The sequence below is a fragment of the Streptomyces sp. C genome, assembly GCF_000158895.1.
Lineage (GTDB): Bacteria > Actinomycetota > Actinomycetes > Streptomycetales > Streptomycetaceae > Streptomyces > Streptomyces racemochromogenes.
The window spans coordinates 5,587,566-5,611,028 of record NZ_GG657750.1 but is presented as its reverse complement, the minus strand read 5'-3'; the positions used below and the strand labels follow the sequence as shown (position 1 = coordinate 5,611,028).

The 23,463-nt window shown below is 71.5% G+C and carries 22 protein-coding genes, 5 tRNA genes and 1 pseudogene; 9 read left to right on the top strand and 19 right to left on the bottom strand.

Translation table 11 applies throughout. The features are described 5' to 3' along the window. Positions 1-19: 19 nt before the first annotated feature. Complete coding sequence (locus SSNG_RS25510) at positions 20-1,705, bottom strand: DAK2 domain-containing protein (protein ID WP_007266796.1); 1,686 nt, start codon at positions 1,703-1,705, stop codon at positions 20-22. Between the two features lie 241 nt (positions 1,706-1,946). Here SSNG_RS25510 and rpmB point away from each other — a divergent pair, with 241 nt between their 5' ends. Continuing rightward, positions 1,947-2,132 carry a 50S ribosomal protein L28 gene (gene rpmB, locus SSNG_RS25505; RefSeq protein WP_007266795.1) on the top strand — a complete coding sequence of 62 codons (186 nt, stop codon included), beginning with the start codon at positions 1,947-1,949 and terminating at the stop codon, positions 2,130-2,132. Positions 2,133-2,266: 134 nt separating this feature from the next. On the opposite strand, the gene thiD is transcribed toward rpmB, so the two are convergent. Both thiD and SSNG_RS25495 read right to left on the bottom strand, forming a co-directional pair. Continuing rightward, entirely contained in the window at positions 2,267-3,076 is an 810-nt protein-coding gene (gene thiD, locus SSNG_RS25500) for a bifunctional hydroxymethylpyrimidine kinase/phosphomethylpyrimidine kinase (protein WP_007266794.1), read from the bottom strand. Further along, entirely contained in the window at positions 3,073-4,053 is a 981-nt protein-coding gene (locus SSNG_RS25495; RefSeq protein ID WP_042801879.1) for a thiamine-phosphate kinase, read from the bottom strand. The genes thiD and SSNG_RS25495 overlap by 4 nt, the downstream gene beginning before the upstream one ends. A 245-nt stretch (positions 4,054-4,298) precedes the next feature. On the opposite strand from SSNG_RS25495, the gene SSNG_RS25490 reads away from it, so the two are divergent. Then, entirely contained in the window at positions 4,299-4,532 is a 234-nt protein-coding gene (locus SSNG_RS25490; RefSeq protein WP_007266792.1) for an Lrp/AsnC ligand binding domain-containing protein, read from the top strand. A gap of 23 nt (positions 4,533-4,555) precedes the next feature. After that, positions 4,556-5,047 (top strand): DUF3515 domain-containing protein, encoded by a 492-nt coding sequence (locus tag SSNG_RS25485; protein WP_007266791.1) that lies wholly within the window; start codon positions 4,556-4,558, stop codon positions 5,045-5,047. Positions 5,048-5,141: 94 nt separating this feature from the next. Here the strand turns inward: SSNG_RS25485 and SSNG_RS25480 are convergent, their stop codons facing one another. The 3 genes from SSNG_RS25480 to SSNG_RS25470 are packed head-to-tail and all read right to left on the bottom strand — an operon-like array spanning position 5,142 to position 8,098. Next, entirely contained in the window at positions 5,142-6,299 is a 1,158-nt protein-coding gene (locus tag SSNG_RS25480; RefSeq protein WP_007266790.1) for a D-alanine--D-alanine ligase family protein, read from the bottom strand. A 39-nt stretch (positions 6,300-6,338) separates the two neighbouring features. Beyond that, the gene (locus SSNG_RS25475; RefSeq protein WP_007266789.1) at positions 6,339-7,349 is read right to left on the bottom strand and encodes an NAD(P)H-dependent glycerol-3-phosphate dehydrogenase; all 1,011 of its coding nucleotides are present in this window, start codon (positions 7,347-7,349) and stop codon (positions 6,339-6,341) included. Then, positions 7,346-8,098: a lysophospholipid acyltransferase family protein gene (locus SSNG_RS25470; protein ID WP_007266788.1), complete on the bottom strand. Its 753-nt coding sequence runs from the start codon at positions 8,096-8,098 to the stop codon at positions 7,346-7,348. The genes SSNG_RS25475 and SSNG_RS25470 overlap by 4 nt, the downstream gene beginning before the upstream one ends. A gap of 165 nt (positions 8,099-8,263) precedes the next feature. Between SSNG_RS25470 and cofC the strand changes: the two are divergent. Beyond that, positions 8,264-8,938: pseudogene (gene cofC, locus SSNG_RS25465) on the top strand (2-phospho-L-lactate guanylyltransferase); the annotation flags it as partial. Between the two features lie 310 nt (positions 8,939-9,248). Here the strand turns inward: cofC and SSNG_RS25460 are convergent. From SSNG_RS25460 to leuC, 4 genes are all read right to left on the bottom strand, one after another. Further along, positions 9,249-9,941, bottom strand: a complete 693-nt coding sequence (locus tag SSNG_RS25460; protein ID WP_042801877.1) for an HU family DNA-binding protein — start codon at positions 9,939-9,941, stop codon at positions 9,249-9,251. A gap of 144 nt (positions 9,942-10,085) precedes the next feature. After that, a complete protein-coding gene (locus tag SSNG_RS25455) occupies positions 10,086-10,313 on the bottom strand; it encodes a hypothetical protein (RefSeq protein WP_007266785.1) in 228 nt (75 codons plus the stop codon). A gap of 137 nt (positions 10,314-10,450) precedes the next feature. Beyond that, positions 10,451-11,044: a 3-isopropylmalate dehydratase small subunit gene (leuD, locus tag SSNG_RS25450; RefSeq protein WP_007266784.1), complete on the bottom strand. Its 594-nt coding sequence runs from the start codon at positions 11,042-11,044 to the stop codon at positions 10,451-10,453. A 3-nt stretch (positions 11,045-11,047) separates the two neighbouring features. After that, entirely contained in the window at positions 11,048-12,472 is a 1,425-nt protein-coding gene (leuC, locus tag SSNG_RS25445; RefSeq protein ID WP_007266783.1) for a 3-isopropylmalate dehydratase large subunit, read from the bottom strand. Between the two features lie 185 nt (positions 12,473-12,657). Between leuC and ndgR the strand changes: the two genes are divergently transcribed. After that, positions 12,658-13,374 carry an IclR family transcriptional regulator NdgR gene (ndgR, locus tag SSNG_RS25440; protein WP_007266782.1) on the top strand — a complete coding sequence of 239 codons (717 nt, stop codon included), beginning with the start codon at positions 12,658-12,660 and terminating at the stop codon, positions 13,372-13,374. Positions 13,375-13,543: 169 nt separating this feature from the next. Here the strand turns inward: ndgR and SSNG_RS25435 are convergent. The 9 genes from SSNG_RS25435 to SSNG_RS25395 all read right to left on the bottom strand — a co-directional run bounded on the left by SSNG_RS25435 (position 13,544) and on the right by SSNG_RS25395 (position 17,618). Beyond that, a tRNA-Glu gene (locus SSNG_RS25435) sits at positions 13,544-13,616 on the bottom strand. A gap of 21 nt (positions 13,617-13,637) precedes the next feature. After that, a tRNA-Gln gene (locus SSNG_RS25430) sits at positions 13,638-13,709 on the bottom strand. A gap of 22 nt (positions 13,710-13,731) precedes the next feature. Further along, a tRNA-Glu gene (locus tag SSNG_RS25425) sits at positions 13,732-13,807 on the bottom strand. Positions 13,808-13,868: 61 nt separating this feature from the next. Further along, a tRNA-Glu gene (locus SSNG_RS25420) sits at positions 13,869-13,941 on the bottom strand. A 27-nt stretch (positions 13,942-13,968) separates the two neighbouring features. Beyond that, positions 13,969-14,040: transfer RNA gene (locus tag SSNG_RS25415), tRNA-Gln, on the bottom strand. 89 nt (positions 14,041-14,129) lie between these two features. Continuing rightward, positions 14,130-14,858 carry an HAD family hydrolase gene (locus SSNG_RS25410; protein ID WP_007266781.1) on the bottom strand — a complete coding sequence of 243 codons (729 nt, stop codon included), beginning with the start codon at positions 14,856-14,858 and terminating at the stop codon, positions 14,130-14,132. 188 nt (positions 14,859-15,046) lie between these two features. Beyond that, positions 15,047-16,522 carry a glutamate--tRNA ligase gene (gltX, locus tag SSNG_RS25405; protein WP_007266780.1) on the bottom strand — a complete coding sequence of 492 codons (1,476 nt, stop codon included), beginning with the start codon at positions 16,520-16,522 and terminating at the stop codon, positions 15,047-15,049. After that, the gene (locus SSNG_RS25400; RefSeq protein WP_007266779.1) at positions 16,515-17,321 is read right to left on the bottom strand and encodes a fumarylacetoacetate hydrolase family protein; all 807 of its coding nucleotides are present in this window, start codon (positions 17,319-17,321) and stop codon (positions 16,515-16,517) included. The genes gltX and SSNG_RS25400 overlap by 8 nt, the downstream gene beginning before the upstream one ends. A gap of 111 nt (positions 17,322-17,432) precedes the next feature. Further along, on the bottom strand, positions 17,433-17,618 hold the full coding sequence (locus SSNG_RS25395) for a hypothetical protein (RefSeq protein ID WP_007266778.1): 186 nt from the start codon (positions 17,616-17,618) through the stop codon (positions 17,433-17,435). Between the two features lie 581 nt (positions 17,619-18,199). Here SSNG_RS25395 and SSNG_RS25390 point away from each other — a divergent pair. The 4 genes from SSNG_RS25390 to SSNG_RS25375 all read left to right on the top strand — a co-directional run bounded on the left by SSNG_RS25390 (position 18,200) and on the right by SSNG_RS25375 (position 23,421). After that, a complete protein-coding gene (locus SSNG_RS25390) occupies positions 18,200-21,892 on the top strand; it encodes a nitrate- and nitrite sensing domain-containing protein (protein WP_007266777.1) in 3,693 nt (1,230 codons plus the stop codon). Between the two features lie 9 nt (positions 21,893-21,901). Beyond that, a complete protein-coding gene (locus SSNG_RS25385; protein WP_007266776.1) occupies positions 21,902-22,315 on the top strand; it encodes a roadblock/LC7 domain-containing protein in 414 nt (137 codons plus the stop codon). Positions 22,316-22,463: 148 nt separating this feature from the next. Beyond that, the gene (locus SSNG_RS25380; RefSeq protein WP_007266775.1) at positions 22,464-22,856 is read left to right on the top strand and encodes a DUF742 domain-containing protein; all 393 of its coding nucleotides are present in this window, start codon (positions 22,464-22,466) and stop codon (positions 22,854-22,856) included. Next, complete coding sequence (locus SSNG_RS25375) at positions 22,837-23,421, top strand: ATP/GTP-binding protein (RefSeq protein WP_007266774.1); 585 nt, start codon at positions 22,837-22,839, stop codon at positions 23,419-23,421. Before SSNG_RS25380 ends, SSNG_RS25375 begins: the two co-directional genes overlap by 20 nt. The last annotated feature ends 42 nt before the right edge of the window (positions 23,422-23,463 follow it).

Below are 23,463 nucleotides of genomic sequence, written 5' to 3'. Positions count from 1 at the left end.
CATCGCGCTGACAAGCCGGCTATTCGACTCCGATGAGCAGGGGCGCCGACCAGCGGCCGCCGCGGTAGGTGACGGTGTCGACGGCCAGGTGCGCGTGCTGGACGTACGCCTCCAGGCGTGCGGCCAGGGTGTCCGGGACCTCGGGGCCCAGGACGAGGGTGACCAGTTCGCCGCCGGAGCCGAGCATCCGCTTCAGGACGGCTTCGGCGGTCTCGGGCAGGCCCGCGCCGATGACGGCGACGTCCCCGTCGATGAGCCCGAGGACGTCCCCGGCCTGGCAGATCCCTGCGGAGGTGAAGGACTGCCGTTCGGCGACGGCCAGTTCCCCGTAGCGGGTGGCGCCGGCGGCCGCGGTCATGGCGACGACGTCCTCGTCGAAGCTGCCGTCCGGGTCGTGGACGGCGAGGGCGGCCAGGTTCTGGACGGCGGAGCGGGTGGGGATCACGGCGACCCGTACCCCTTCGGCGCGGGCCTGTTCGGCGGCGGCCGCGGCGGCGGCGCGCAGTTCGGGGCCGCCGGGCAGCAGGACGACCTCGCGGGCGTGGGCCCGGCGGACGGCGTCGAGCAGCTCTGCGGTGACGGGCTGCTCCCCGGGGCGGGCCAGCACGGTGGTGGCGCCCGCCTCCCCGCACAGGGCGGCCAGGCCCTCGCCCTGGACGACGGCGACGACGGCCCGCTGGGCCCGGGGGGCGGCGGCGCGGCGGCGCTGGTCGCCGAAGTGGGTGATGCGGATGCGGTGCGGCCGGCCGGCTTCGACGCCGGCTTCGACGGCCGCGCCGGGGTCGTCGACGTGCACGTGGACGTTCCACAGCCCGTCGCCGCCGACCACCACCAGGGAGTCGCCGAGCTGGTCGAGGCCGGAGCGGAGTCCGGCGACGGCCTCGTCGGAGGCCTCCAGCAGGTAGACCACCTCGTACGCGGGGCCGCCCTGCTCCTGCCCGCAGGGCTCCGGGTCCAGCGCCAGGGGTACGGGCACGCCGGGGCCGCGTACCGGTTCGGCGGCGGGTTCCTGGCCGGACAGCGCCTGCCAGAGGGCTCCGAGTACGGCGACCAGGCCGCAGCCCCCGGCGTCGACCACTCCGGCCTCCCCGAGCGCGGGCAGCTGGCCCGGGGTCTCGGCGAGGGCGGCGCGGGCCCCGTCGTAGGCGGCGCGGGCCACCTCGGCGGCGGTGGCGGCGGCGGTCGCGGCGGCGGCACCGGCGCGGGCGGCGGCTCCGGCGACGGTGAGCATGGTGCCCTCGACCGGGTGCGCGACGGCCCGGTAGGCCTCCTCGGCGGCGCGGGTCAGGGCCCGCGCGAGCAGCGGGCCCGGGGCGCGGTCGGCTGGGTCGGCGGGGGCGGCTGGGCCGGCGGGGTCGGCCTCGGCGCCGAGGACGTCGGCGACCCCGCGCAGCAGCTGGGCGAGGATGGTCCCGGAGTTGCCCCGGGCGCCTATGAGCGCGCCGTGCGCGTAGGCCCGTACGGCTTCGGCGAGGGAGGCGGGGGCGGCTGTGGGGTCCGTCACGCCGGCGAGGGACTCGTCGAGGGCGCGGTCGGCGGCCTCGGCGGTGAGGTAGAGGTTGGTTCCGGTGTCGGCGTCCGCGACCGGGTAGACGTTGATCGCGTCGATGTCCTCGCGGGCCCGGCCCAGTGCGGCCAGGGCCAGCGAGCTCCAGGTGCGCACCGCTTCGGCGTCGAGGGTGTGCGGGCCAGGCTCGTGCGCCACCGGGCGTTCCTCCTTGTGCGGGCCAGGGTTCACCGCAGGGTAACGAAGGGAGCCCTCCGCTCGGGGGCCCCGGGGCGGAGCAGGGCCCCGTCATGGTAGTTTTCTCGGACCCAAGCAGTCGTTGTATGCTGCTCAGGTTGCCCGTCGAGAGTCGGGTCATTCGTCCGGCAAGCCACTTCAGATCTCTGATTCCGGTGCGCCGGATTCCACCGTAATTGCATCTGAAGTCTTGGAGTGACCTGTGGCTGCCAACTGCGACGTTTGCGCCAAGGGGCCGAGCTTCGGCAACAACATCTCCCACTCGCACCGCCGCACCTCGCGTCGCTGGAACCCGAACATCCAGCGCGTCCGTGCCGTGGTCAATGGGACGCCGAAGCGCCTCAACGCCTGCACCTCGTGCATCAAGGCCGGCAAGGTCTCGCGCTGACGCCTCCCGTCGTCGTAGCGCAGCCCTTTCCGGTTGCCAAGAAGGCCGGTTCACCTCTGGTGAACCGGCCTTTTGCCTTGTCCGGGGGCCGTTGAGGAGCACCTGCTTGATCAGTAGGTGCTCCTCTACCCGTATCAGCGCCACTGCCAGGCGTGGTCCACCGGGCCGATGCCGCCGCCGAGGGCGAAGCCGGCGGCGATGGCGCCGGTGACGTACTCCTTGGCTGCGGTGACGGCTTCCGGCACGTCCAGGCCCTTGGCCAGGCCCGCGGCGATCGCGCTGGCGAGGGTGCAGCCGGTGCCGTGGGTGTGCCGGTTGTCGTGCCGGGGCGCCCTCAGCCACAGCTCCCGCGAGCCGTCGCTCAGCAGGTCCACCGCCCGGTCGCCGTGGGCCGCGAGGTGGCCGCCCTTGATCAGCGCCCAGCGGGGCCCGTAGCCGAGGACCGCGTCGGCGGCCCGCCGCATGTCGTCCTCGGTCTCGACGGCCAGCCCGGTGAGCTGGGCCACCTCGTCCAGGTTCGGGGTGGCGACCGTGGCCCTGGGCAGCAGCTCCTGCCGTACGGCGTCCAGCGCCGAGGCGGCGAGCAGCGCGTCCCCGTGCTTGGAGACCCCGACGGGGTCGACCACGGCCGGGGCGGGGGTGCCGGCCAGCAGTTCCGCCACCGTCTCCACGAGGACGGCGGAGGACAGCATCCCGGTCTTGACGGCGTGCACGCCGATGTCGTCGACCACGGCCCGGTACTGGGCCGTGACGGCCTCGGCGGGCAGTTCCCAGGCCCCCTTCACGCCGAGGGAGTTCTGGGCGGTCACGGCGGTGACCACGCTCATGCCGTGCACGCCGAGGGCCAGCATGGTCTTGAGGTCGGCCTGGATGCCCGCGCCGCCGCCGGAGTCGGATCCGGCGACGGTCAGGCACAGCGGCGGGGCGGCCCCGGCGACGCTCACGCGGTCTCCCCGTCGGCCGGGTCGGCGCCGAAGTGGTCCCAGCCACCGGTGCTGGTCCACGGGGCGCCGTCCACGGTCACCTGGGGCAGGGCGGAGCGGTGCTGGACGGAGCCGATGACCTTCCAGCGGGCCGGGAGCTTCACGTCGGGCGGGAAGGTGGCCACGATGGCGTGGTCCTCTCCCCCGGTGAGCACCCACTGGAGCGGGTCGACGCCGACGGCCTGGCCGATGTCGTGCATCTGGGTCGGGATGTCCACGGCGCCGGAGCGCAGGTCGATGCGGACCTTGCTGGCCTCGGCGATGTGCCCGAGGTCGGCGATCAGGCCGTCGCTGACGTCGGTCATGGCGGTGGCGCCGAGCCCGGCGGCCGCGGGGCCCGCGTGGTAGGGCGGCTCGGGGCGCCGGTGGGCCTCGACGAAGGCCCGGGGGGAGCGGAAGCCGCGCGAGAGCACCGCGAAGCCCGCCGCGGACCAGCCGAGCCAGCCGGTGACGGCGACGACGTCGCCGGGCTGGGCGCCGGAGCGCAGCACGGGCTCGTGGTTGCGCAGGTCGCCGAGGGCGGTGATGGAGACGGTGATGGTGTCGCCGCGCACGACGTCCCCGCCGACCACGGCGGCGCCCGCGACCTGGCATTCGTCGCGGATGCCGTCCATGAGCTCGGTGGGCCAGGTGACCGGCAGCTCGGCCGGGACGACGAGGCCGAGCAGCAGCGCGGTGGGCACGGCGCCCATGGCGGCGATGTCGGCCAGGTTCTGTGCGGCGGCCTTGCGGCCCACGTCGTAGGCGGTGGACCAGTCGCGGCGGAAGTGCCTGCCTTCGAGCAGGATGTCCGTGCTGGCCACGACCCGCCGGTCGGGGGCCGACACCACCGCGGCGTCGTCCCCGGGTCCGAGCCGGACCGCCGGGGTGGTGGTGAGCCGTGAGGTGAGCTCCCGAATGAGCCCGAACTCCCCCAGCTCGCCCACAGTGCCCTTCATCGCTGTGCCCCTTCTTGGCAAGTCCGCTTGCGGTCGCGAGCCGTCACAGCTCTGGGTACCGTCAACAGATACGTCAACTTCTGCTCTGCGTACGCCCCGCTGTGCGTGGCGCCGGGCCCCCGGGTCTCCCCGTGGCACGCGGCGACGCGGTACCGTGGCGTCCCTTCTTCCCCGGGCCCGCCCGATCTCCCCGGGCCCATCCGAAGGTTAGGGGAAATGATCCTCGTGGCCGCCCTGGAGGTTCCGTGGTACAGGCGTACATCCTCATCCAGACCGAGGTGGGCAAGGCGTCGGTCGTCGCCGAGTCCATCTCCAAGATCGCGGGGGTGATCCAGGCCGAGGACGTGACGGGGCCGTACGACGTGATCGTGCGCGCCCAGGCCGACACCGTCGACGATCTCGGCCGCATGGTGGTCGCCAAGGTCCAGCAGGTGGAGGGGATCACCCGCACCCTGACCTGCCCGGTGGTCCATCTGTAGCCCCCGTCTAGTCTTGGCCGGTGATGTCTTCGCACCACCGGCCCCTCCGTCTACTGGCCCTGCCCGCCCTGGTGGCGGTCGTGGCCCTGGCGGGTTGCGCCCCCGGGGCCTCCGAGGCCCGGGTGACACCCCCGCCGGCTCCGCCCGCCGGTGTGGCGCAGCTCTGTGCGGCGCTGCACAGGAAGCTCCCGGAGACGGTGTCGGGGCTGGACCGGTCCGTCACCGACCCGGAGACGGACCTGACCGCCGCGTGGGGCGGCTCGGCGATCGTACTGCGGTGCGGTATCCCCAAGCCCCCCAAGATGGCCGATCCCAAGGCGGACGGCGTCGAGGTCGACGGCGTCGGCTGGCTGGTGGAACAGCCCCCGGAGGGCGGCCTGCGGTTCACCACCACGGGCCGGCTGGCCTACACGGAGGTGTGGATCGACGAGGAGCACGCCACGGACGCGAGCATGCTCGTCGGTCTGTCCGCCGCCGTGGCCGCATCGGTCCCGGCCGGGATCTCCTCGTACTGATCCGCCCGCCAGCCCGCCCGTCCGCCCCGCGCACACCGCCGCCCGCTGGATCGTTCCAGCGGGCGGTCGGCTGTTCGGGGCGCCGGGTGCGCGGCTAGCGCAGTCCGGTGGAGCGGCGCAGGGCGGCCTGGATCAGCCGGTCCACGAGCTCCGGGTACTCGATGCCCGACTCCTGCCACATCCGCGGGTACATCGAGATCGGCGTGAAACCGGGCATGGTGTTGATCTCGTTGATGACGAAGGTGCCGTCTTCGGTGAGGAAGAAGTCGGCGCGCACCAGGCCCTCGCAGGAGGCGGCCTCGAAGGCGTCGATCGCGAGCTTCTGCACCTCGGCGGTCTGCTCCGGGGTGAGCGGGGCGGGGACGAGGCCGGTGGCGGAGTCGATGTACTTCGCCTCGAAGTCGTAGAAGTCGTGGCTGGAGACCGGCGGGATCTCGGCGGGGGCGCTGGCGCGCGGGCCGTCCTCGAACTCCAGGACGCCGCACTCGATCTCGCGGCCGCGCAGCAGCGCCTCCACGATGACCTTCGGGTCGTGGCGGCGGGCCTCTCGGATCGCCGCGTCGAGCCCGGAGGCGTCGTCGACCTTGGTGATGCCGATGGAGGAGCCGGCGCGGGCGGGCTTCACGAACAGCGGCCAGCCGTGCTCGCCGGCGAAGTCCAGGACCTTCGCCGTGGCGGCGGCCTGGTCGGCCTCCCACTCGCGGGGGCGGATGGTCACGTACGGGCCGACGTTCAGCCCGTAGGAGGCGAACACCCGCTTCATGTAGTCCTTGTCCTGGCCGACGGCCGAGGAGAGGACGCCGCAGCCGACGTACGGGATGCCGGAGAGCTCCAGGAGGCCCTGGAGGGTGCCGTCCTCGCCGTAGGGGCCGTGCAGCACGGGGAAGACGACGTCGACCTCGCCCAGTGCCTTCGGGACGGCGCCCGGCTCGGTGTAGACGACCTCACGGCTGGCGGGGTCGACGGGGAGCACGACGGTGCCGTCCGGGGACTCCGCCAGCGCCTCGACGCTGGGGAGCTGCCGGTCCGCGATGGCCATGCGCTCGGGGGCGTCGGCCGTCAGGGCCCACCGGCCGTCCGTGGTGATGCCGATCGGCAGCACCTCGTACTTGGACCGGTCGATGGAGCGCAGCACGGCGCCCGCGGTGACGACCGAGATGGCGTGTTCCGAGCTGCGGCCGCCGAAGACGACGGCCACGCGGGGCTTGCGGCCCTGCTGCTCAGGGGTCTGGGGGAGGTTCTCGCTGCTCATATCGCCACGAGAGTACCCGCTCAGGCGTCCGGAAAGGTGTCAGTGACGTTCCGGTTTGGCGCTGCGGCCCATCAGTTCCTTCAGCGCGACCAGCGGGGGCTTGCCGTGGTGCACGATCTCGACGACCGTGTCGGTGATCGGCATGTCCACTCCGTACCGGCGTGCCAGATCCGCCACGGACTGGCAGGACTTGACCCCTTCCGCGGTCTGGCTGGTGACCGCGATGGTCTCCTCCAGGGTCATCCCGCGGCCCAGGTTGGTGCCGAAGGTGTGGTTGCGGGAGAGCGGCGAGGAGCAGGTCGCTACGAGGTCGCCGAGGCCGGCGAGGCCGGAGAAGGTGAGCGGGTCGGCGCCCATCGCCAGGCCCAGGCGGGTCGCTTCGGCGAGCCCGCGCGTGATGAGGGAGCCCTTGGTGTTGTCGCCCAGGCCCATGCCGTCCGCGATGCCGACGGCCAGGCCGATGACGTTCTTGACGGCGCCGCCGAGTTCGCAGCCGATGACGTCGGTGCTGGTGTACGGGCGGAAGTACGGGGTGTGGCAGGCGGCCTGGAGGCGCTGGGCCACGGCCTCGTCCACGCAGGCGACGACGGAGGCGGCGGGCTGCCGGGCGACGATCTCGCGGGCCAGGTTGGGGCCGGTGACCACGGCGACGCGCTCGGCGGGGACCTTGGCCACCTCCTCGATGACCTCGCTCATCCGCTTGGCGGTGCCGAGTTCGATGCCCTTCATCAGGGAGACGAGGACGGTGTCGGGCGCCAGCAGCGGCGCCCACTCGGCGAGGTTGGCCCGCAGGGTCTGGGAGGGGATGGCCAGGACCGCGAAGTCGGCGTCCCGGGCCGCCTCGGCCGCGTCGGTGGTGGCGCGGATGTTCGCGGGGAGTTCGACGCCCGGGAAGTAGTCCGGGTTGGTCCGGCCGGTGTTGATGGCGTCGGCGAGCTCCTGGCGGCGGCCCCACAGGGTCACCTCGCAGCCGGCGTCGGCGAGGACGACGGCGAAGGCCGTGCCCCAGGAGCCGGTTCCGAAGACGGCCGCCTTCACGGGACGTGTCACTTCTTGCCCTCCCCCGCGGCCTTGCGCCGCTGCTCCGCCCTGGCCTTGCGGTGGTCGTACGGCTCGGCGGGCGCCTGCTGGCCCCGCAGCTCCTCCAGGAGCTTGGTGATGTCGGCCATGATGGCCTCGGTGGCGCCCTTGAGGACGTCGGGCGTGGGCTCGCGGTCGTAGAAGGCCGAGAGGTCCACGGGCGGTCCGGCGAGCACCTGGAGGGTCTTGCGCGGGAACAACCGGACCTTGTTCTCCTTGGCGTACGGCGGCATGGCGAGGTTGGCGCCCCACTGGGCCACGGGAATGACGGGGGCCTTGGTGATCAGCGCCACGCGGGCGACGCCGGTCTTGCCGGCCATCGGCCACATCTCCGGGTCGCGGGTGAGGGTGCCTTCCGGGTAAAAGGCGACGCATTCGCCGCGCTCGACCGCGTCCACGGCGGCCCGGAATGCGTCCAGGGCGTTGGTGGTCTCCCGGTAGACGGGGATCTGTCCGGATCCGCGCAGGATCATGCCGACAAAAGGCACCTTGAAGAGGCCCGCCTTGGCGAGCAAACGCGGCACCCGGCCGGTGTTGTACTGGAAGTGCGCGTAGGAGAGCGGGTCGAGATACGAGTTGTGATTGACGGCGGTGATAAATCCACCGTCGGCCGGAATGTGATCCATTCCCCGCCAGTCCCGCTTGAAGAGCACTACCAGCGGCGGTTTTGCGATGACCGCCGCCAGGCGGTACCAGAAGCCGATTCTGCGGCGGGACACTCGGACACCTTCCTCTAGGACCGGTGCGTGGCGTGGGCACCTTGTGGGCCGGACAAGTGTCGCTGCGGGTCCGGCCTCTGTCGAGGACACCGTACGCCCCGCTCGCACCGCGAGGCCCCCCTGCGGCCGCTCGGAGGCGACAATGGGCCGAGTGATGACCGGGCCATGACCTGCCGATGGGTCGGGCGGGTGCCGCAGCGCACCGGAGGGAAGGGGGCCGCCACGGACGCCGCATGGAGCCTGGTGGTCCCGCTGAAGCCCTTGGCGCTGGCCAAGAGCCGGCTCGCGGCGGCCGTCGGCGGGTCCAGGCCCGGGCTGGCCCTGGCCTTCGCCCAGGACACCGTCGCGGGGGCGCTGGCCTGCGCGTCCGTCGCGGATGTGGTGGTCGTCACGGACGACGCCGTGGCGGGTGCGGAGCTGGCGCGGCTGGGGGCGCGGATCCTGCCGGACGCCCCGGGCGCGGGGCTCAACGCCGCGCTGGACCACGGGGCGCGGGCGGTGCGGGCGGGGCGGCCCGGGACGGCGGTGGCCGCGATGAACGCCGACCTGCCGGCCTTGCGGGCGGCGGAATTGCTACGTGTGCTCGATATCGCGGGGAATTTTCCCCGGGCATTTCTGGCGGATGCGGCGGGAATCGGCACGACCCTGCTTTCCGCGGCTCCCGACGTGGAATTGGCACCTTCGTTCGGCGGCCCCTCCCGGGCCCGGCATTCGGCCTCGGGGGCGGTGGAAATAGCCCTGGCGGACGTGGAGAGCGTGCGCCGCGACGTGGACACCGGGGCGGACCTGCGCACGGCCCTGACCCTCGGGGTGGGGCGGCACACGGCCCGATACAGTTCCCGTATGCAGGCGACCGCGTACACGTACGACTCCCAGACCCGCAGCGGCAGCGTGCTGCTGGACGACGGCACCCCGGTGCCCTTCGAGACCGCGGCCTTCGACGCGGGCGGCCTGCGGCTGCTGCGGCCCGGGCAGCGGGTCCGCATCGAGACCGAGGGCGAGGGCCCGGCCCTGCGCATCACGCTGGTGACCCTGCAGACCTTCTGACGCCCCTCACGGGCCTGCCGACAGGCCCGTGACCTGCGAGGGAACGCACCGCGGGCCGGCCTCCCCGAGGGGGAAGCCGGCCCGGCGTGTGTAACCCGTGCCCTTACTTCTTGCGGGCGGTGGTCTTCTTCGCGGTGGCCTTGCGCGTCGTCGTCTTCTTGGCGGGCGCCTTCGTCGCGGTGGCCTTCTTGGCCGCCGGGGCGGTCTTCTTCGCGGTGGCGGTGGTCTTCTTGGCCGCCGTCGCCGTCTTCTTGGCCGGGGTGGCCTTCTTGGCGGTGGCCGTGGCCTTCTTGGCGACCGTGGTCTTCGCCGCGCTCTTCTTGACGGTGGTCGCGGTCTTCTTCGCGACGGCCTTCTTCGCCGGGGTGGCCTTCTTCGCGGCGGCGGTGGTCTTCGCGGCGGCCTTCTTCGCCGTGGTGGCCTTCTTCGCGGCGGCCTTCTTGACCGTGGCGGACGCGCCGCCGGTCAGGCTGCCCTTCGGGGCCTTCTTCACGGCGACCTCGTCGCCCTTGGGGAGCTTCTTGGTGCCGCTGACCAGGTCCTTGAAGCCCTGACCCGCACGGAAGCGGGGGACGGAGGTCTTCTTGACCCGGACGCGCTCACCCGTCTGCGGGTTGCGGGCGTAGCGGGCCGGACGGTCGACCTTCTCGAACGAGCCGAAGCCCGTGACCGAGACCCGGTCTCCCGCGACGACCGCGCGGACCATGGCGTCCAGTACCGCGTCGACGGCGTCCGCGGCCTGCTGGCGGCCGCCCAGCTTGTCGGCAATCGCTTCTACGAGCTGCGCCTTGTTCACGTCTTCCCCTTCGGAGACATCGCCAGAACGAATGTGTTCAAGCTTATTTCGCACGTTAGGCGGATATATACCGCAAATCAAACACGAAACGGGCTAATCACCCTAGTGCCGCAACGATGTAGGCCGTTACGGAGTTCCTTCGCATCAGTCGCCTTCAGGGAATCGACCCTCGTCGAGGTCCTTCATCAACCTGTCCAGGCGCCTTGCCGCGTCGGCGAGATCGTGCTTCGCCGCGGCAGTGACGACCAACAGCTTCCGGGACAGCGTCATCCTTACGCCCTCCGGGACTTGCAGTGCGCGCACCCTTGCGTGTGCTTCTTTCAACCGGTCCGCGACGAGCTCGTAGAGCTCGAGTTGACTGTCGCGTTCCATGCACAGATTGTGCCATCTGGGGCGAGTTGTCGCCTCACGGGGCCTCAACATACGGCTGTGCCCCCCGCCGGAAGGCGGGGGGCACAGTGTTGCCGATGTGATCACCCGAGGGTGAATAAGCGCTGATCAGGCAGGAATCAGTGCCGAATGGTGCTCGGCTTGAAGGCCGGGCGTCCGCTTTCGTAGGCGTCGATGTCGGCTTCGTTCTGAAGGGTGAGGGAGATGTCGTCCAGGCCCTCCAGCAGACGCCAGCGGGCGTTGTCGTCGAGCTCGAACTCCGCCTCGATCCCCTCGGCTCGGACCTTGCGGTCCACCAGGTCGACGGTGACCTCGGCGGTGGGGTCGGCCTCGGTCAGCTCCCACAGCCGGTCGACGGTCTCCTGCGGCAGGACGACGGTCAGCAGACCGTTCTTCAGCGAGTTACCGCGGAAGATGTCGGCGAAGCGGGAGGAGATGACCGTCTTGAAGCCGAAGTTCTGCAGGGCCCAGACGGCGTGTTCGCGCGAGGAACCGGTGCCGAAGTCGGGGCCGGCGACCAGGACGGTCGCGCCGGCCCGCTCGGGGCGGTTGGTGACGAACTCCGGGTCCTTGCGCCAGGCCTCGAAGAGCCCGTCCTCGAACCCGTCGCGGGTGATCTTCTTCAGCCAGTGGGCCGGGATGATCTGGTCGGTGTCGACGTTGCTGCGGCGCAGCGGAACGGCCCGGCCGGTGTGGGTGGTGAAGGCTTCCATGGTTCAGACTCCGGCGGTCGCGTCGGCGGCGGACAGGTCGGCGGGCGAGGCCAGATGGCCCAGTACCGCGGTGGCGGCGGCCACCTGCGGGGAGACCAGGTGGGTGCGCCCGCCCTTGCCCTGCCGGCCCTCGAAGTTGCGGTTGGAGGTGGACGCGGAACGCTCACCGGGGGCCAGTTGGTCGGGGTTCATGCCCAGGCACATCGAACAGCCCGCGTGCCGCCATTCGGCGCCGGCCTCCTTGAAGACCTTGTCCAGGCCCTCCTCCACGGCCTGCAGGGCGACCCGGACCGAGCCCGGAACGACCAGCATCCGTACGCCGTCGGCGACTTTGCGGCCCCCGATGATGCCGGCGACGGCGCGCAGGTCCTCGATGCGGCCGTTGGTGCAGGAACCTACGAAGACGGTGTCGACCTTGATCTCGCGCAGCGGCTGTCCGGCCGTCAACCCCATGTACTCCAGGGCCTTTTCGGCGGCCAGGCGCTCCGAAGCGTCCTCGTACGAAGCCGGGTCGGGGACGCTGGCCGACAGCGGCGCGCCCTGGCCCGGGTTGGTGCCCCAGGTGACGAACGGGGACAGGGAGGCGCCGTCGATGACGACCTCGGCGTCGAAGACGGCGTCGTCGTCGGTGCGCAGCGTCTTCCAGTAGGCGACCGCCGCGTCCCAGTCCTCGCCCGTCGGGGCGTGGTCGCGGCCCTCCAGGTAGTCGAAGGTGGTCTGGTCGGGGGCGATCATGCCCGCGCGCGCGCCGGCCTCGATCGACATGTTGCAGATGGTCATGCGGGCTTCCATCGAGAGCTTCTCGACGGCCTCGCCGCGGTACTCCAGGACGTAGCCCTGGCCGCCGCCGGTACCGATCTTGGCGATGATCGCGAGGATCAGGTCCTTGGCGGTGACGCCCTCGGCCAGCTCGCCGGTGACGGTGATGGCCATCGTCTTGGGCCGGGCCAGCGGCAGCGTCTGGGTGGCCAGCACGTGCTCGACCTGGCTGGTGCCGATGCCGAAGGCCAGCGCGCCGAAGGCGCCGTGCGTGGACGTGTGCGAGTCGCCGCAGACCACGGTCGTGCCCGGCTGGGTCAGGCCCAGCTGGGGACCCACGACGTGGACGACACCCTGCTCGACGTCACCCAGCGAGTGCAGTCGGACACCGAACTCGGCGCAGTTCTTGCGCAGCGTCTCCAGCTGGGCCCGGGAGACGGGGTCGGCGATCGGCTTGTCGATGTCGAGGGTGGGGGTGTTGTGGTCCTCGGTCGCGATGGTGAGGTCCAGGCGGCGGACCTTGCGGCCGGCCTGACGCAGACCGTCGAAGGCCTGCGGGCTGGTCACCTCGTGCAGCAGGTGGAGATCAATGAAGAGGAGATCGGGCTCGCCCTCGGCGCGCCGGACGACGTGGTCGTCCCAGACCTTCTCCGCGAGTGTCCTACCCATCGCTTTCCCTCCGGCCGGCCGGTCGGGCCGGCGCTTATGTAGAGATCTGTGCGCCTGATCGCCCGCTACCCCACCCGCGGAACGACGGCTCGGACCCAGTGGTTCGTGGACCCGCACATACAGACTCGCTCGTTCTTGGAAAATTTGAACTTGCGTTTCACAGTGTGAGACGTGAATATCGTTTCATGGACAACTCTAGCGGCGTCGGCGTTCTCGACAAGGCAGCTCTGGTATTGAGCGCACTGGAGTCCGGTCCGGCCACCCTCGCCGGGCTGGTCGCGGCGACAGGGCTCGCACGACCCACGGCACACCGTCTGGCCGTGGCACTGGAACACCACCGGATGGTGGCGCGGGACATGCAGGGCCGGTTCATCCTCGGCCCGCGGCTGGCAGAGCTTGCCGCCGCGGCCGGCGAGGACCGCCTGCTGGCGACGGCCGGACCGGTGCTCACGCACCTCCGTGACGTGACGGGCGAGAGCGCGCAGCTCTACCGCCGTCAGGGAGACATGCGCATCTGCGTGGCGGCCGCCGAGCGGCTGTCGGGCCTGCGGGACACCGTCCCGGTGGGCTCCACGCTCCCGATGAAGGCGGGATCGGCCGCGCAGATCCTGATGGCCTGGGAGGAGCCCGAGCGGCTCCACCGCGGCCTGCAGGGCGCGCGCTTCACGGCCACGGCCCTGTCCGGCGTACGCCGCCGCGGCTGGGCCCAGTCGATCGGCGAGCGGGAGCCCGGCGTGGCGTCCGTCTCGGCGCCCGTACGGGGCCCCTCGAACCGCGTGGTGGCCTCCGTGTCGGTCTCCGGGCCGATCGAGCGCCTGACCCGCCACCCGGGGCGCATGCACGCCCAGGCCGTCATAGACGCGGCCGCCCGCCTGACGGAGGCCCTGCGCCGCTCCGGCTGAACCCCGCCCTGCTCCACCACACCCCCGGGCCCGGGGGCGCGTACGACGCCGCACACGTCCGAACTCGCGCCTCCGGGCCCGTACTTGTACCCGGCACCGGCCGGCCGGGCCCGGCCCCGGACACACGGAAGAGGCCCTCCGCGATGATCGCGGAGGGCCTCTCCTCTTGTACCCCCGACCGGATTCGAACCGGCGCTACCGCCTTGAGAGGGCGGCGTGCTAGGCCGCTACACAACGGGGGCTAGCTCTACTGCGGTACTGCGCTGGGCTACCAGGACTCGAACCTAGAATAAGGGAACCAGAAACCCTCGTGTTGCCAATTACACTATAGCCCAATGGTCTAGACCTGCCAGACCTTGGTACCCCCGACCGGATTCGAACCGGCGCTACCGCCTTGAGAGGGCGGCGTGCTAGGCCGCTACACAACGGGGGCCCTAGCGATCCTGCATCAAGACCTCCGGGAGCGACCCTGGAGATCCCGCGGGAAGGATCTGTACCCCCGACCGGATTCGAACCGGCGCTACCGCCTTGAGAGGGCGGCGTGCTAGGCCGCTACACAACGGGGGCAAAGCACTGCGTTACTACTGCACTGCGCTGGGCTACCAGGACTCGAACCTAGAATAAGGGAACCAGAAACCCTCGTGTTGCCAATTACACTATAGCCCACCGAACTTCAAGCCCCTGGGGGCCTTTCGTTTGGTTGGCGCCTGTGGTTTCCGGCCCTTTCGGCCCGTTTCCCCGGCGCAGAAAGAACATTACCGGATGCCTGACCGTGCTCCAAAACGGGTATCCACGGCCAGCACCTCGGGCAGCCGATCGAGCCCCTCGATCCTGTGTACGCCCGCCGGACCGGGCCCCCTGCCGCCCTGCCGGTCAAGCCAGACGGCCGTCAGTCCGGCGTCCCGGGCGCCGCGCGCGTCGATCTCCGGCTGGTCCCCGACGTACGCGACCTGGGCCGGAGGCAGCGCGAGCGCCTGGCAGGCGGCCAGGAAGGCGGCGGCGTCGGGCTTGCTCACGCCCAGCTCGGCGGCGCAGACCAGCACCTCGAAGCGGTCGCGCAGACCGAGGTGGCGCAGCTTGGGGTCCTGGTTGGCGGCGGAGGAGTTGGAGAGCACCCCGTGCCGGTGGGTGCCGGCGAGGGCGTCCAGGGCGGGCAGGACGTCCGGGAACAGCGCCCAGGCGGCCTGGTAGTGCGCCACGTAGCGGTCGAACCAGGCGTCGGCCTGCGGCGCCGTCATGGCGGGCCTGCCGAGGAAGTCCCGCACCCTGTCCTGCCGCTGGCCCTGGAAGGTGACCTCGCCGGCGGCGAAGCGGGCCCAGTTCAGCTCGGTGATCCTGCGCCAGAGGGCCAGGGCCTCGTGCGGGGATCCGTAACGCTCCCCGAGCCCCTCGTCGCGCAGGTGGGCGGCCAGGCCGGTCGCATCGGCCCCCGTGTAGTCGAACAGGGTGTCGTCGATGTCCCACAGCACTGCGCGGATCGGCATACGGGCGAGCCTACGCCGCCGGCGGGTCCCGCGTGGGGTCCTCGGCGAAGTCCGCGTGAGGCGCGTCACGGTACGGCCGGGGGCCGGGGCCGGCGTGCGCGGGAGTGGCCGTTCTCACGGCGGAGCGCTTCGGGAACGCCGTGGGGGCGGCAGCCGGGTCGGCTGCCGCCCCCACGGGGTGGTGCGGGTCAGGCGGAGAGCTTCGCCAGGGTCGCGTCGATGCGCGCCAGCGAGCGCTCCTTGCCCAGGATCTCCAGGGACTCGAAGAGCGGCAGGCCGACGGTGCGGCCGGTGACGGCCACGCGGACCGGGGCCTGGGCCTTGCCGAGCTTGAGGCCGTGGGCCTCGCCGGCCGTCAGGACGGCCTGCTTGAGGGACTCCGGGTCCGACCAGTCGGCGGCGGCGAGGTTCTCCCGCGCCGTGGTCAGCAGGGCCGCGGGCTCGCCCTTCATGGCCTTGTCCCAGGACGCCTGGTCCTCGACGGGCTCCTTCAGGAAGAGGAAGTCCACGTTCGCGGTGATGTCCGAGAGGACGGTCACACGCGTCTGGGCGTGCGGCGCGATCCGGGCCCAGGCCTCGGCGTCGAAGTCCTCGGGGGCCCAGTTGGCGTGCGGGGCGCGCAGCCACGGCTCGCAGGCGTCCGCGAAGGCCTTGGGGTCCATCCGGCGGATGTGGTCCGCGTTGATCGCCTCGGCCTTCTTGAGGTCGAAGCGGGCCGGGTTGGCGTTGACGCCGTCGATGTCGAACTTCGCCACCATCTCCTCGATCGAGAAGATGTCCTGGTCCTTGGAGAAGGACCAGCCGAGGAGCGAGAGGTAGTTCAGCAGGCCCTCGGGCAGGAAGCCGCGCTCGCGGTAGAGGTTGAGCGAGGACTCGGGGTCGCGCTTGGAGAGCTTCTTGTTGCCCTCGCCCATCACGTACGGCAGGTGGCCGAACCGCGGGACGCCCGTCGCGATGCCGAGCTCCATCAGCGCCTTGTACAGCGCGATCTGGCGGGGGGTGGAGGAGAGCAGGTCCTCGCCCCGCAGGACGTGCGTGATCTGCATCAGCGCGTCGTCGACCGGGTTGACCAGCGTGTACAGCGGGGCGCCGTTCGCGCGGACGATACCGAAGTCGGGCACGTTCTCCGGGGTGAAGGAGAGCTCGCCGCGGACCAGGTCCGTGAAGGTGATGGTCTCGTCGGGCATCCGGAAGCGGACGATGGAGGTGCGTCCCTCGGCCTCGTACGCGGCGACCTGCTCCGCGCTCAGCTCGCGGCAGTGGCCGTCGTAGCCGGAGGGCTTGCCGGCCGCGCGGGCGGCGTCGCGGCGGGCGTCGAGCTCCTCGGTGGTGCAGTAGCAGTGGTAGGCGTAGCCGCCGTCCTGGAGCCGCTGCGCCACGTCCTTGTAGATGTCCATGCGCTGGGACTGCCGGTACGGGGCGTGGGGGCCTCCGACCTCGGGGCCCTCGTCCCAGGTGAAGCCGAGCCACTTCAGCGAGTCGAGGAGCTGCTCGTACGACTCCTCGGAGTCGCGCGCCGCGTCGGTGTCCTCGATGCGGAAGACGAACGTACCGCCGTGGTGGCGGGCGAACGCCCAGTTGAAAAGGGCGGTGCGGACCAGGCCCACGTGGGGGTTGCCGGTCGGGGAGGGACAGAAACGTACGCGGACGTTCGCGTTAGCCACGCTTGATCACCTTGTTGGTGAGAGTGCCGATGCCTTCGATGGTGACGGCGACCTCGTCGCCGACGTTGAGGGGGCCGACTCCGGCCGGGGTCCCCGTGAGGATGACGTCGCCCGGGAGCAGCGTCATGGCTTCGCTGATGTGCACGACCAGGTCCTCGATGGAGCGGACCATGTCGCTGGTGCGGCCGAGCTGGCGCTGTTCGCCGTTGACGGTGCACTGGATGGTGAGGTCGCCCGGGTCCAGGTCGGTCTCGATCCAGGGGCCGAGCGGGCAGGAGCTGTCGAAGCCCTTGGCCCGGGCCCACTGCTTCTCGCGCTGCTGGACGTCGCGGGCGGTGACGTCGTTGGCGCAGGTGTAGCCGAGGATGACGTCCTTCACGCGCTCCTTGGGGACCTCGCGGCACATGCGGCCGATGACCACGGCGAGCTCCGCCTCGTGGTGCACGTCCTGGGAGAAGGAGGGGTAGACGATCGGGTCGCCCGGGCCGACCACGGAGGTGGAGGGCTTGAAGAAGGTGATCGGGGCGTCCGGACGGCCTTGATCGTCGAAGATGGCGTTCCCGAGCTCCGCCGCGTGCTCCGCGTAGTTGCGGCCGATGGCCACGACCTTGTTCGGGAGCACGGGCGGCAGCAGCCGGACCTTGCTCAGCGGGACCTTCGTGCCAGAGAGCTCGAAGTCCGCGAACGGGATGCCCTTGATGATGTCGAGGACGAGCTCACCTTCGGCGCCGGGGGCAGTGCTGCCCTCGACCGCGCCGAACGCGACATTGCCGTCGATCGAGAACCTGGCGATGCGCACGTGTTGCGTCTGCCCCTCTGTATTTCCGCTGGCTGGAGTCTGCGGACTCCAGGCTAACGCGGTGGGCGGCGGCGCTTCGCGCTCCTTTACGGAGCCGCTACTGCGGAGGGACTACTGTGCCGCGGCGACCGGGGCGTCCATGAGGACGGTCCGGCGGGGGTTCGCGGTCTGCCCCGGCAGGTCGACGGAGTGCTCCGGGGTGGCCGGCGCCGCCTGCAGCTCCTCGGCGTCCTTCAGGTGCGCGAGGGTGGTGCGGCGGGGGTTGGCTATGTTGCGGAACATCATCGTCGTCTTCATCGGAGTTTCGGGCCCTCGGGTCGCTTCGTGGGATGGGGGCTGTCGGATGCGCCGGATGTGGCGCCAACCCTTTAACAGGCAAGGCTAAACATCCGAATCCCCGTCTGAACCGGTAAGTAATGGCCACAGTCGTGTGAGTTTCCTCACCAGCGACCGGGCAATACGGGCATAACAGGCGGTCAATTCAGCCCTTAGAAACGGACATTGCGCCACTGAATGCGCCATTCCGCTCCTGATCATCTCGACTGGGACACCTTGGCAAACCGAAGCTTTGGTTGACGTAAGTCCGTTTCCTCCCCATAGTGCCTCCACGGCGCGTAGCCCCTCCGCCACGAGCCGTGACCGCCCCGCCGGGGCGACACGCGCACCTTGTTGGAGATCCCCCACTGTGCTGGAATTCGCGGGACCGCCGCGGGTATCAGCCGGCGCGCAGGTGGCGCAAGAGAGCGCCGCGCGCGGCGTCAATGGAGAGGGAGACGCGCCGGTCACCGACGACCACCACGGGGCCGTCAGTGCCCCATGACTCGACACCGTTCCGCCGTTCACCCGGCGGGGCGCCTGGTCCAGAGGTTGCGACGCTAGTGCAGGGACGATTCAAGAGGGATGGCAGCGCTGCGGCGGAGCAGGAGCCGCGCGGCGGGATCGACCGTGGCTCCTCACCCCAGCACGCCCAGAACCGCGGGCCGGCTGCCGAAGGAGCCGGACCCGACACCTCCTCGGTGAAGGCGAAGGGCCGCGGCAGGTCCGGCAAGGCCGGGAAGCCCGGCAAGGCCGTCAAGCCGGGCAGGGCCAAGGGCAAGGCCGAATCGCCCGCGACCGAAGAGGCGATACCGAAGGCCCCGCCCGGGCCCGGCTCCCGTCTCGCCATGCAGAACTGGCGCATCAGCACGCGACTCGTGTCGCTGCTGACCCTGCCCGTCGTCGCCGCCACCTCGCTCGGTGGCTTCCGCATCAACGACTCGCTCGAGGACATCCAGCAGCTGGAGCACATGCAGCTGCTGACGGTGATGACGCGCCAGGCGACCAGCCTCGCTGCCATGCTCCAGGAGGAGCGGGACAAGTCGGCCGGTCCGATGTCGATCACCAAGGACGGCAAGGCGAACAGCCTCGTCGAGGGTGTCCGCGACCAGACCGACGCCGCCGCCAAGGCCTTCGCCGCCGCGACCGACAAGGTCGACAACGCGGAGGACAAGGACGAGACCCTCAAGTCGATCCGCAACAACATCCTCCAGATCGGCCGCCAGCTCACCGGCATCGAGGACATCCGCAAGAAGGCGTACCAGAACGGCGCCCAGCAGACCGTCACCGAGTACAACGCGCTGATCGTCTCGCTGCTCTCGCTCTCGCAGGACATGGCGCAGGCCACCTCGAACCCCGAGATGATCAAGCGCACCCGCGCCCTGGCGGCGTTCTCCTCCGCCAAGGAGTACGCGTCCATCCAGCGCGCGATCATCGCCGCCTCGCTCCCCGAGAGCAGCGACAAGCAGGGCAAGCTGGAGGAGAACGACCGCCTCTACGCCCTTTCCGCGCTCCGCGGTGAGAGCCAGGCGAAGAAGACCTTCGAGCTCGTCTACCAGGGCAAGCCCGAGGAGCTCCTCAGCTCCCTCGGCGACGGCAACTCCGAGATCGGCAGCGCCGACCACTACGCCCGCCGCGTGCTGAGCACCCAGGGACAGTTCGTCAAGGAGAAGAACCGCTCCTGGATGGACTGGTACGACGCCGACGACACCAAGCTCCGCGCGATGCAGCAGATCGAGCTCACGCTGCTGGAGGACATGGAGCAGAAGGCCCGCGAGCTCAAGAGCGAGTCGCAGCAGGACGCCATCATCAACGGTGCCCTGATCCTCCTCGTCCTCGGCGTCTCGCTCATCGGCGCCTTCGTCATGGCCCGGTCCATGATCCGCTCGCTGCGCCGCCTGCAGGACACCGCGACGCGCGTCGCCCAGGACCGCCTGCCGGAGCTCGTCAAGCAGCTCTCCGAGTCGGACCCGCAGGACGTGGACACCTCCGTGGAGTCCGTCGGCCTGCACACCCGCGACGAGATCGGCCAGGTGGCCGCGGCCTTCGACGACGTGCACCGCGAGGCCGTCCGCCTCGCCGCCGAGCAGGCCCTCCTCCGGGGCAACGTCAACGCGATGTTCACCAACCTCTCGCGCCGCTCCCAGGGCCTCATCCAGCGTCAGCTGTCGCTCATCTCCGAACTGGAGTCGCGCGAGGCCGACCCGGACCAGCTCTCCTCGCTCTTCAAGCTCGACCACCTCGCGACCCGCATGCGCCGTAACGGCGAAAACCTCCTCGTCCTCGCGGGCGAGGAGCCGGGCCGCCGGTGGACCCGCCCCGTCCCGCTCGTCGACGTGCTCCGCGCCGCCGCGTCCGAGGTGGAGCAGTACGAGCGCATCGAGCTGGCGGCGGTGCCCGGCACCGATGTCGCCGGCCGCGTCGTCAACGACCTCGTGCACCTCCTCGCCGAGCTGCTGGAGAACGCCACCTCGTTCTCCTCCCCGCAGACCAAGGTCAAGGTCACCGGTCACGCGCTGCCCGACGGCCGCGTGCTCGTCGAGATCCACGACACCGGCATCGGCCTCTCCCCCGAGGACCTCGCCGCGATCAACGAGCGGCTCGCCTCGCCGCCCACCGTGGACGTCTCGGTGTCCCGTCGCATGGGTCTGTTCGTGGTCGGCCGCCTGTCCCTGCGACACGGCATCCGCATCCAGCTGCGCCCCTCCGACTCGGGCGGTACGACGGCCCTCGTCATGCTTCCGGTGGACGTCGCCCAGGGCGGCAAGAAGCCGGGTCCGATGCCGGGCCAGGGCGGCCAGGGCGGTCCCGGCGGCGCGCCGGGCGGTCCCGGCGGCGCCGGCGGTCCGGGTGGCCCCGGCGGCCAGCAGGCCTCCATGCCCGGTGCGGGCGCGCGTCCCCCCGTGGGCGCCGGCCAGCAGCGCGGCCAGGTCGCCGGCGGCGGCCAGCGCACGGCCCTGCCGGGCCGTGACGGCGGCCCCGGCCAGCAGCAGCGCCCGCAGGGCCAGGGCCCCCGTCCGCAGGGCGGTCCCTCCGCCCCGACGGGCCAGTCGCAGGGCCAGGGCGCCTTCGGCGGCGGTGCTCCGCTGCCGGCCCGCGGTCAGTCCGGCGGCCCGCAGGCGCGGCCGGCCGGCGGTCCCGGCGGCTTCCCGCAGCAGGGCGGCTTCCCGCAGCAGGGCAACGGCTTCGAGCGGCCGCAGCCGCCGCAGCAGCAGCCGCAGGGCCAGGGGCAGCAGCCCCAGCAGGGCCGCCCCCAGCAGCAGCCCGGTGCCCCCGTCAAGCGCAGGCGGCCGCAGCTGCCGGCGCGTGACGGCGGCGCCTCCCGTCCGGAGCTCCCGGGCGCGGGCGGTCCGGCGGCTCCGGTCCCTACTCCGGCTCCGGCTCCGCAGGGCACCAGCTGGGGCGCCGCGGCCCAGGGCGGCCACGAGGTCCCGCGCGGCCACGACGAGCTGTCGGGCCCCGGCTCCACGGCCGAGTTCGCCCGCCCGGACTTCAACGCCCCGTACCCGCAGGCCACCGGCGGCACGCCCCTCGGCGGCAGCACCGGCCAGTTCGAGCGGCCGCAGCCGGCGGGCCCGCTGGACCCGTCCTCCACCGGCCAGTTCGCCCGCCCGGGCGGCCCCGGTGTCGGCGGTTACGCCGAGCAGCAGCAGGCTCAGCAGCCCGGCGGTTACGCCCCGGCTCCGGCCCCGCGCGCCGAGGCCCCGCGCCTCCCGCAGGCGTACCAGCCGGAGGCCCTGCCGCCGGCTCCGGCGCAGCCGCTGGACTCGCACTGGTCCCACCAGGGCGGGCAGCAGTCCGCCGGGCACGCACCGGCCGTCCCCCAGCAGCCGCACCAGCCCCAGCAGGCGGCCCCGCTCTCCCCGGCTCCGCAGCAGCAGCCGCTGCCGCAGCGCGGCCAGGAGCTGCCGGCCGAGCCGGCCGCTGCGGTCACCGGCGTCACGCCGACGGTCAGCTGGAAGGCGTCCCCGAACGACGAGCTGATGCGACAGGCCGAGCGCGTGCGCCAGCCCGCCGCCGGCGGTATCACCACCTCGGGTCTGCCCCGCCGGGTGCCTCGTGCGAACCTCGTGGCGGGTACCGCGCAGCAGCAGTCGGAAACCCAGGCGGGCCCGCAGGTGTCGCGCGCCCCGGACGACGTCCGCGGCCGTCTCACCAACCTCCGTCGCGGTATCCAGCAGGGCCGCCAGGCCGGCACCACCGGCCCCGCGACCGGCAGTTACCACATCGACCCCACTTACCAGCAGGAGCGATAGTTGAGTTCGATGAGCCAGGCGGCACAGAACCTGAACTGGTTGATCACCAACTTCGTGGACAACACCCCCGGGGTGTCCCACACCGTGGTGGTCTCCGCCGACGGACTCCTTCTGGCGATGTCCGAAGGATTCCCCCGTGACCGCGCCGACCAGCTGGCGGCCGTGGCCTCCGGCCTGACCTCGCTGACCGCCGGTGCCTCCCGGATCTTCGAGGGCGGCGCCGTCAACCAGACCGTCGTGGAGATGGACCGCGGGTTCCTCTTCCTGATGTCCGTCTCCGACGGATCCTCGCTGGCCGTGCTCGCGCACCCCGAGTGCGACATCGGCCTCGTCGGCTACGAGATGGCCCTCCTCGTCGACCGCGCCGGCAACGTCCTCACCCCGGACCTGCGCGCGGAGCTCCAGGGAAGCCTGCTCATCTGACACCCCCCTCCCCGGCCGGACGGTACTTCCGGCCGGGGAACCGGGTCCGCACACCCGGAATCCAGTACCCCCGACAGGCCGTCATGTCCCCCCACCGGCCGCCCTGTCAGACGGCACGCTGACCACTGCTGTCCAGCCCGGAGGATCAATGACCCCGCCCCCCGCCTACCCCGACGCGTACGGAGATTCGTACTCGGAAGGCGATCAGCCGCTCGTCCGCCCGTACGCGATGACCGGCGGCCGGACCCGTCCGCGCTACCAGCTCGCCATCGAGGCGCTGGTCAGCACGACGGCCGACCCGATGCACCTGTCCGGCCTGCTGCCGGAGCACCAGCGCATCTGCACCCTGTGCCGCGAGGTGAAGTCGGTCGCGGAGGTCTCCGCGCTGCTTTCGATGCCTCTCGGCGTCGCCCGCATCCTCGTCGCCGACCTGGCGGAAGCCGGCATGGTGGCCATCCACCAGCCGGGCAATGGAGAGGCCGGCGGAACGCCGGATGTAACGCTGCTCGAGAGGGTTCTCAGTGGACTTCGCAAGCTCTGACGGTGGGGCGGCTCCTCGCTCCACCACCTCCGCGAAGATCGTGGTGGCGGGCGGCTTCGGCGTGGGCAAGACCACGTTCGTCGGCGCGGTCTCCGAGATCAACCCGCTGAGAACCGAGGCCGTGATGACGTCCGCGAGCGCGGGCATCGACGACCTCACCCACACCGGCGACAAGAAGACCACCACGGTCGCCATGGACTTCGGCCGCATCACCCTGGACCAGGACCTGATCCTGTACCTCTTCGGTACCCCCGGACAGGACCGCTTCTGGTTCATGTGGGACGACCTCGTACGCGGCGCCATCGGCGCCGTCGTCCTCGTCGACACCCGCCGCCTCGCCGACTGCTTCCCCGCAGTCGACTACTTCGAGAACAGCGGCCTGCCGTTCGTCATCGCCCTCAACGGCTTCGACGGACACCAGCCCTACACCCCCGAAGAAGTACGCGAGGCCCTCCAGATCGGCCCCGACGCCCCCATCATCACCACCGACGCCCGCCACCGCGCGGACGCCAAGAGCGCACTCATCACGCTCGTCGAGCACGCCCTCATGGCCCGGCTCAAGTAACACGCACGACAAGGCAATACGCCGGGGGCGGGCTGTGTTCTC

Excerpts from the sequence above, each read along its gene's own strand:
- leuC (WP_007266783.1), bottom strand. The coding sequence starts at position 12,472 with ATGGGTAGGACACTCGCGGAGAAGGTCTGGGACGACCACGTCGTCCGG.
- SSNG_RS25380 (WP_007266775.1), top strand. The coding sequence starts at position 22,464 with ATGACCCCGCCCCCCGCCTACCCCGACGCGTACGGAGATTCGTACTCG.
- SSNG_RS25485 (WP_007266791.1), top strand. The coding sequence starts at position 4,556 with ATGTCTTCGCACCACCGGCCCCTCCGTCTACTGGCCCTGCCCGCCCTG.
- SSNG_RS25410 (WP_007266781.1), bottom strand. The coding sequence starts at position 14,858 with ATGCCGATCCGCGCAGTGCTGTGGGACATCGACGACACCCTGTTCGAC.
- SSNG_RS25395 (WP_007266778.1), bottom strand. The coding sequence starts at position 17,618 with ATGAAGACGACGATGATGTTCCGCAACATAGCCAACCCCCGCCGCACC.
- leuD (WP_007266784.1), bottom strand. The coding sequence starts at position 11,044 with ATGGAAGCCTTCACCACCCACACCGGCCGGGCCGTTCCGCTGCGCCGC.
- ndgR (WP_007266782.1), top strand. The coding sequence starts at position 12,658 with ATGGACAACTCTAGCGGCGTCGGCGTTCTCGACAAGGCAGCTCTGGTA.
- SSNG_RS25455 (WP_007266785.1), bottom strand. The coding sequence starts at position 10,313 with ATGGAACGCGACAGTCAACTCGAGCTCTACGAGCTCGTCGCGGACCGG.
- SSNG_RS25480 (WP_007266790.1), bottom strand. The coding sequence starts at position 6,299 with ATGAGCAGCGAGAACCTCCCCCAGACCCCTGAGCAGCAGGGCCGCAAG.
- SSNG_RS25495 (WP_042801879.1), bottom strand. The coding sequence starts at position 4,053 with ATGAAGGGCACTGTGGGCGAGCTGGGGGAGTTCGGGCTCATTCGGGAG.
- SSNG_RS25385 (WP_007266776.1), top strand. The coding sequence starts at position 21,902 with ATGAGCCAGGCGGCACAGAACCTGAACTGGTTGATCACCAACTTCGTG.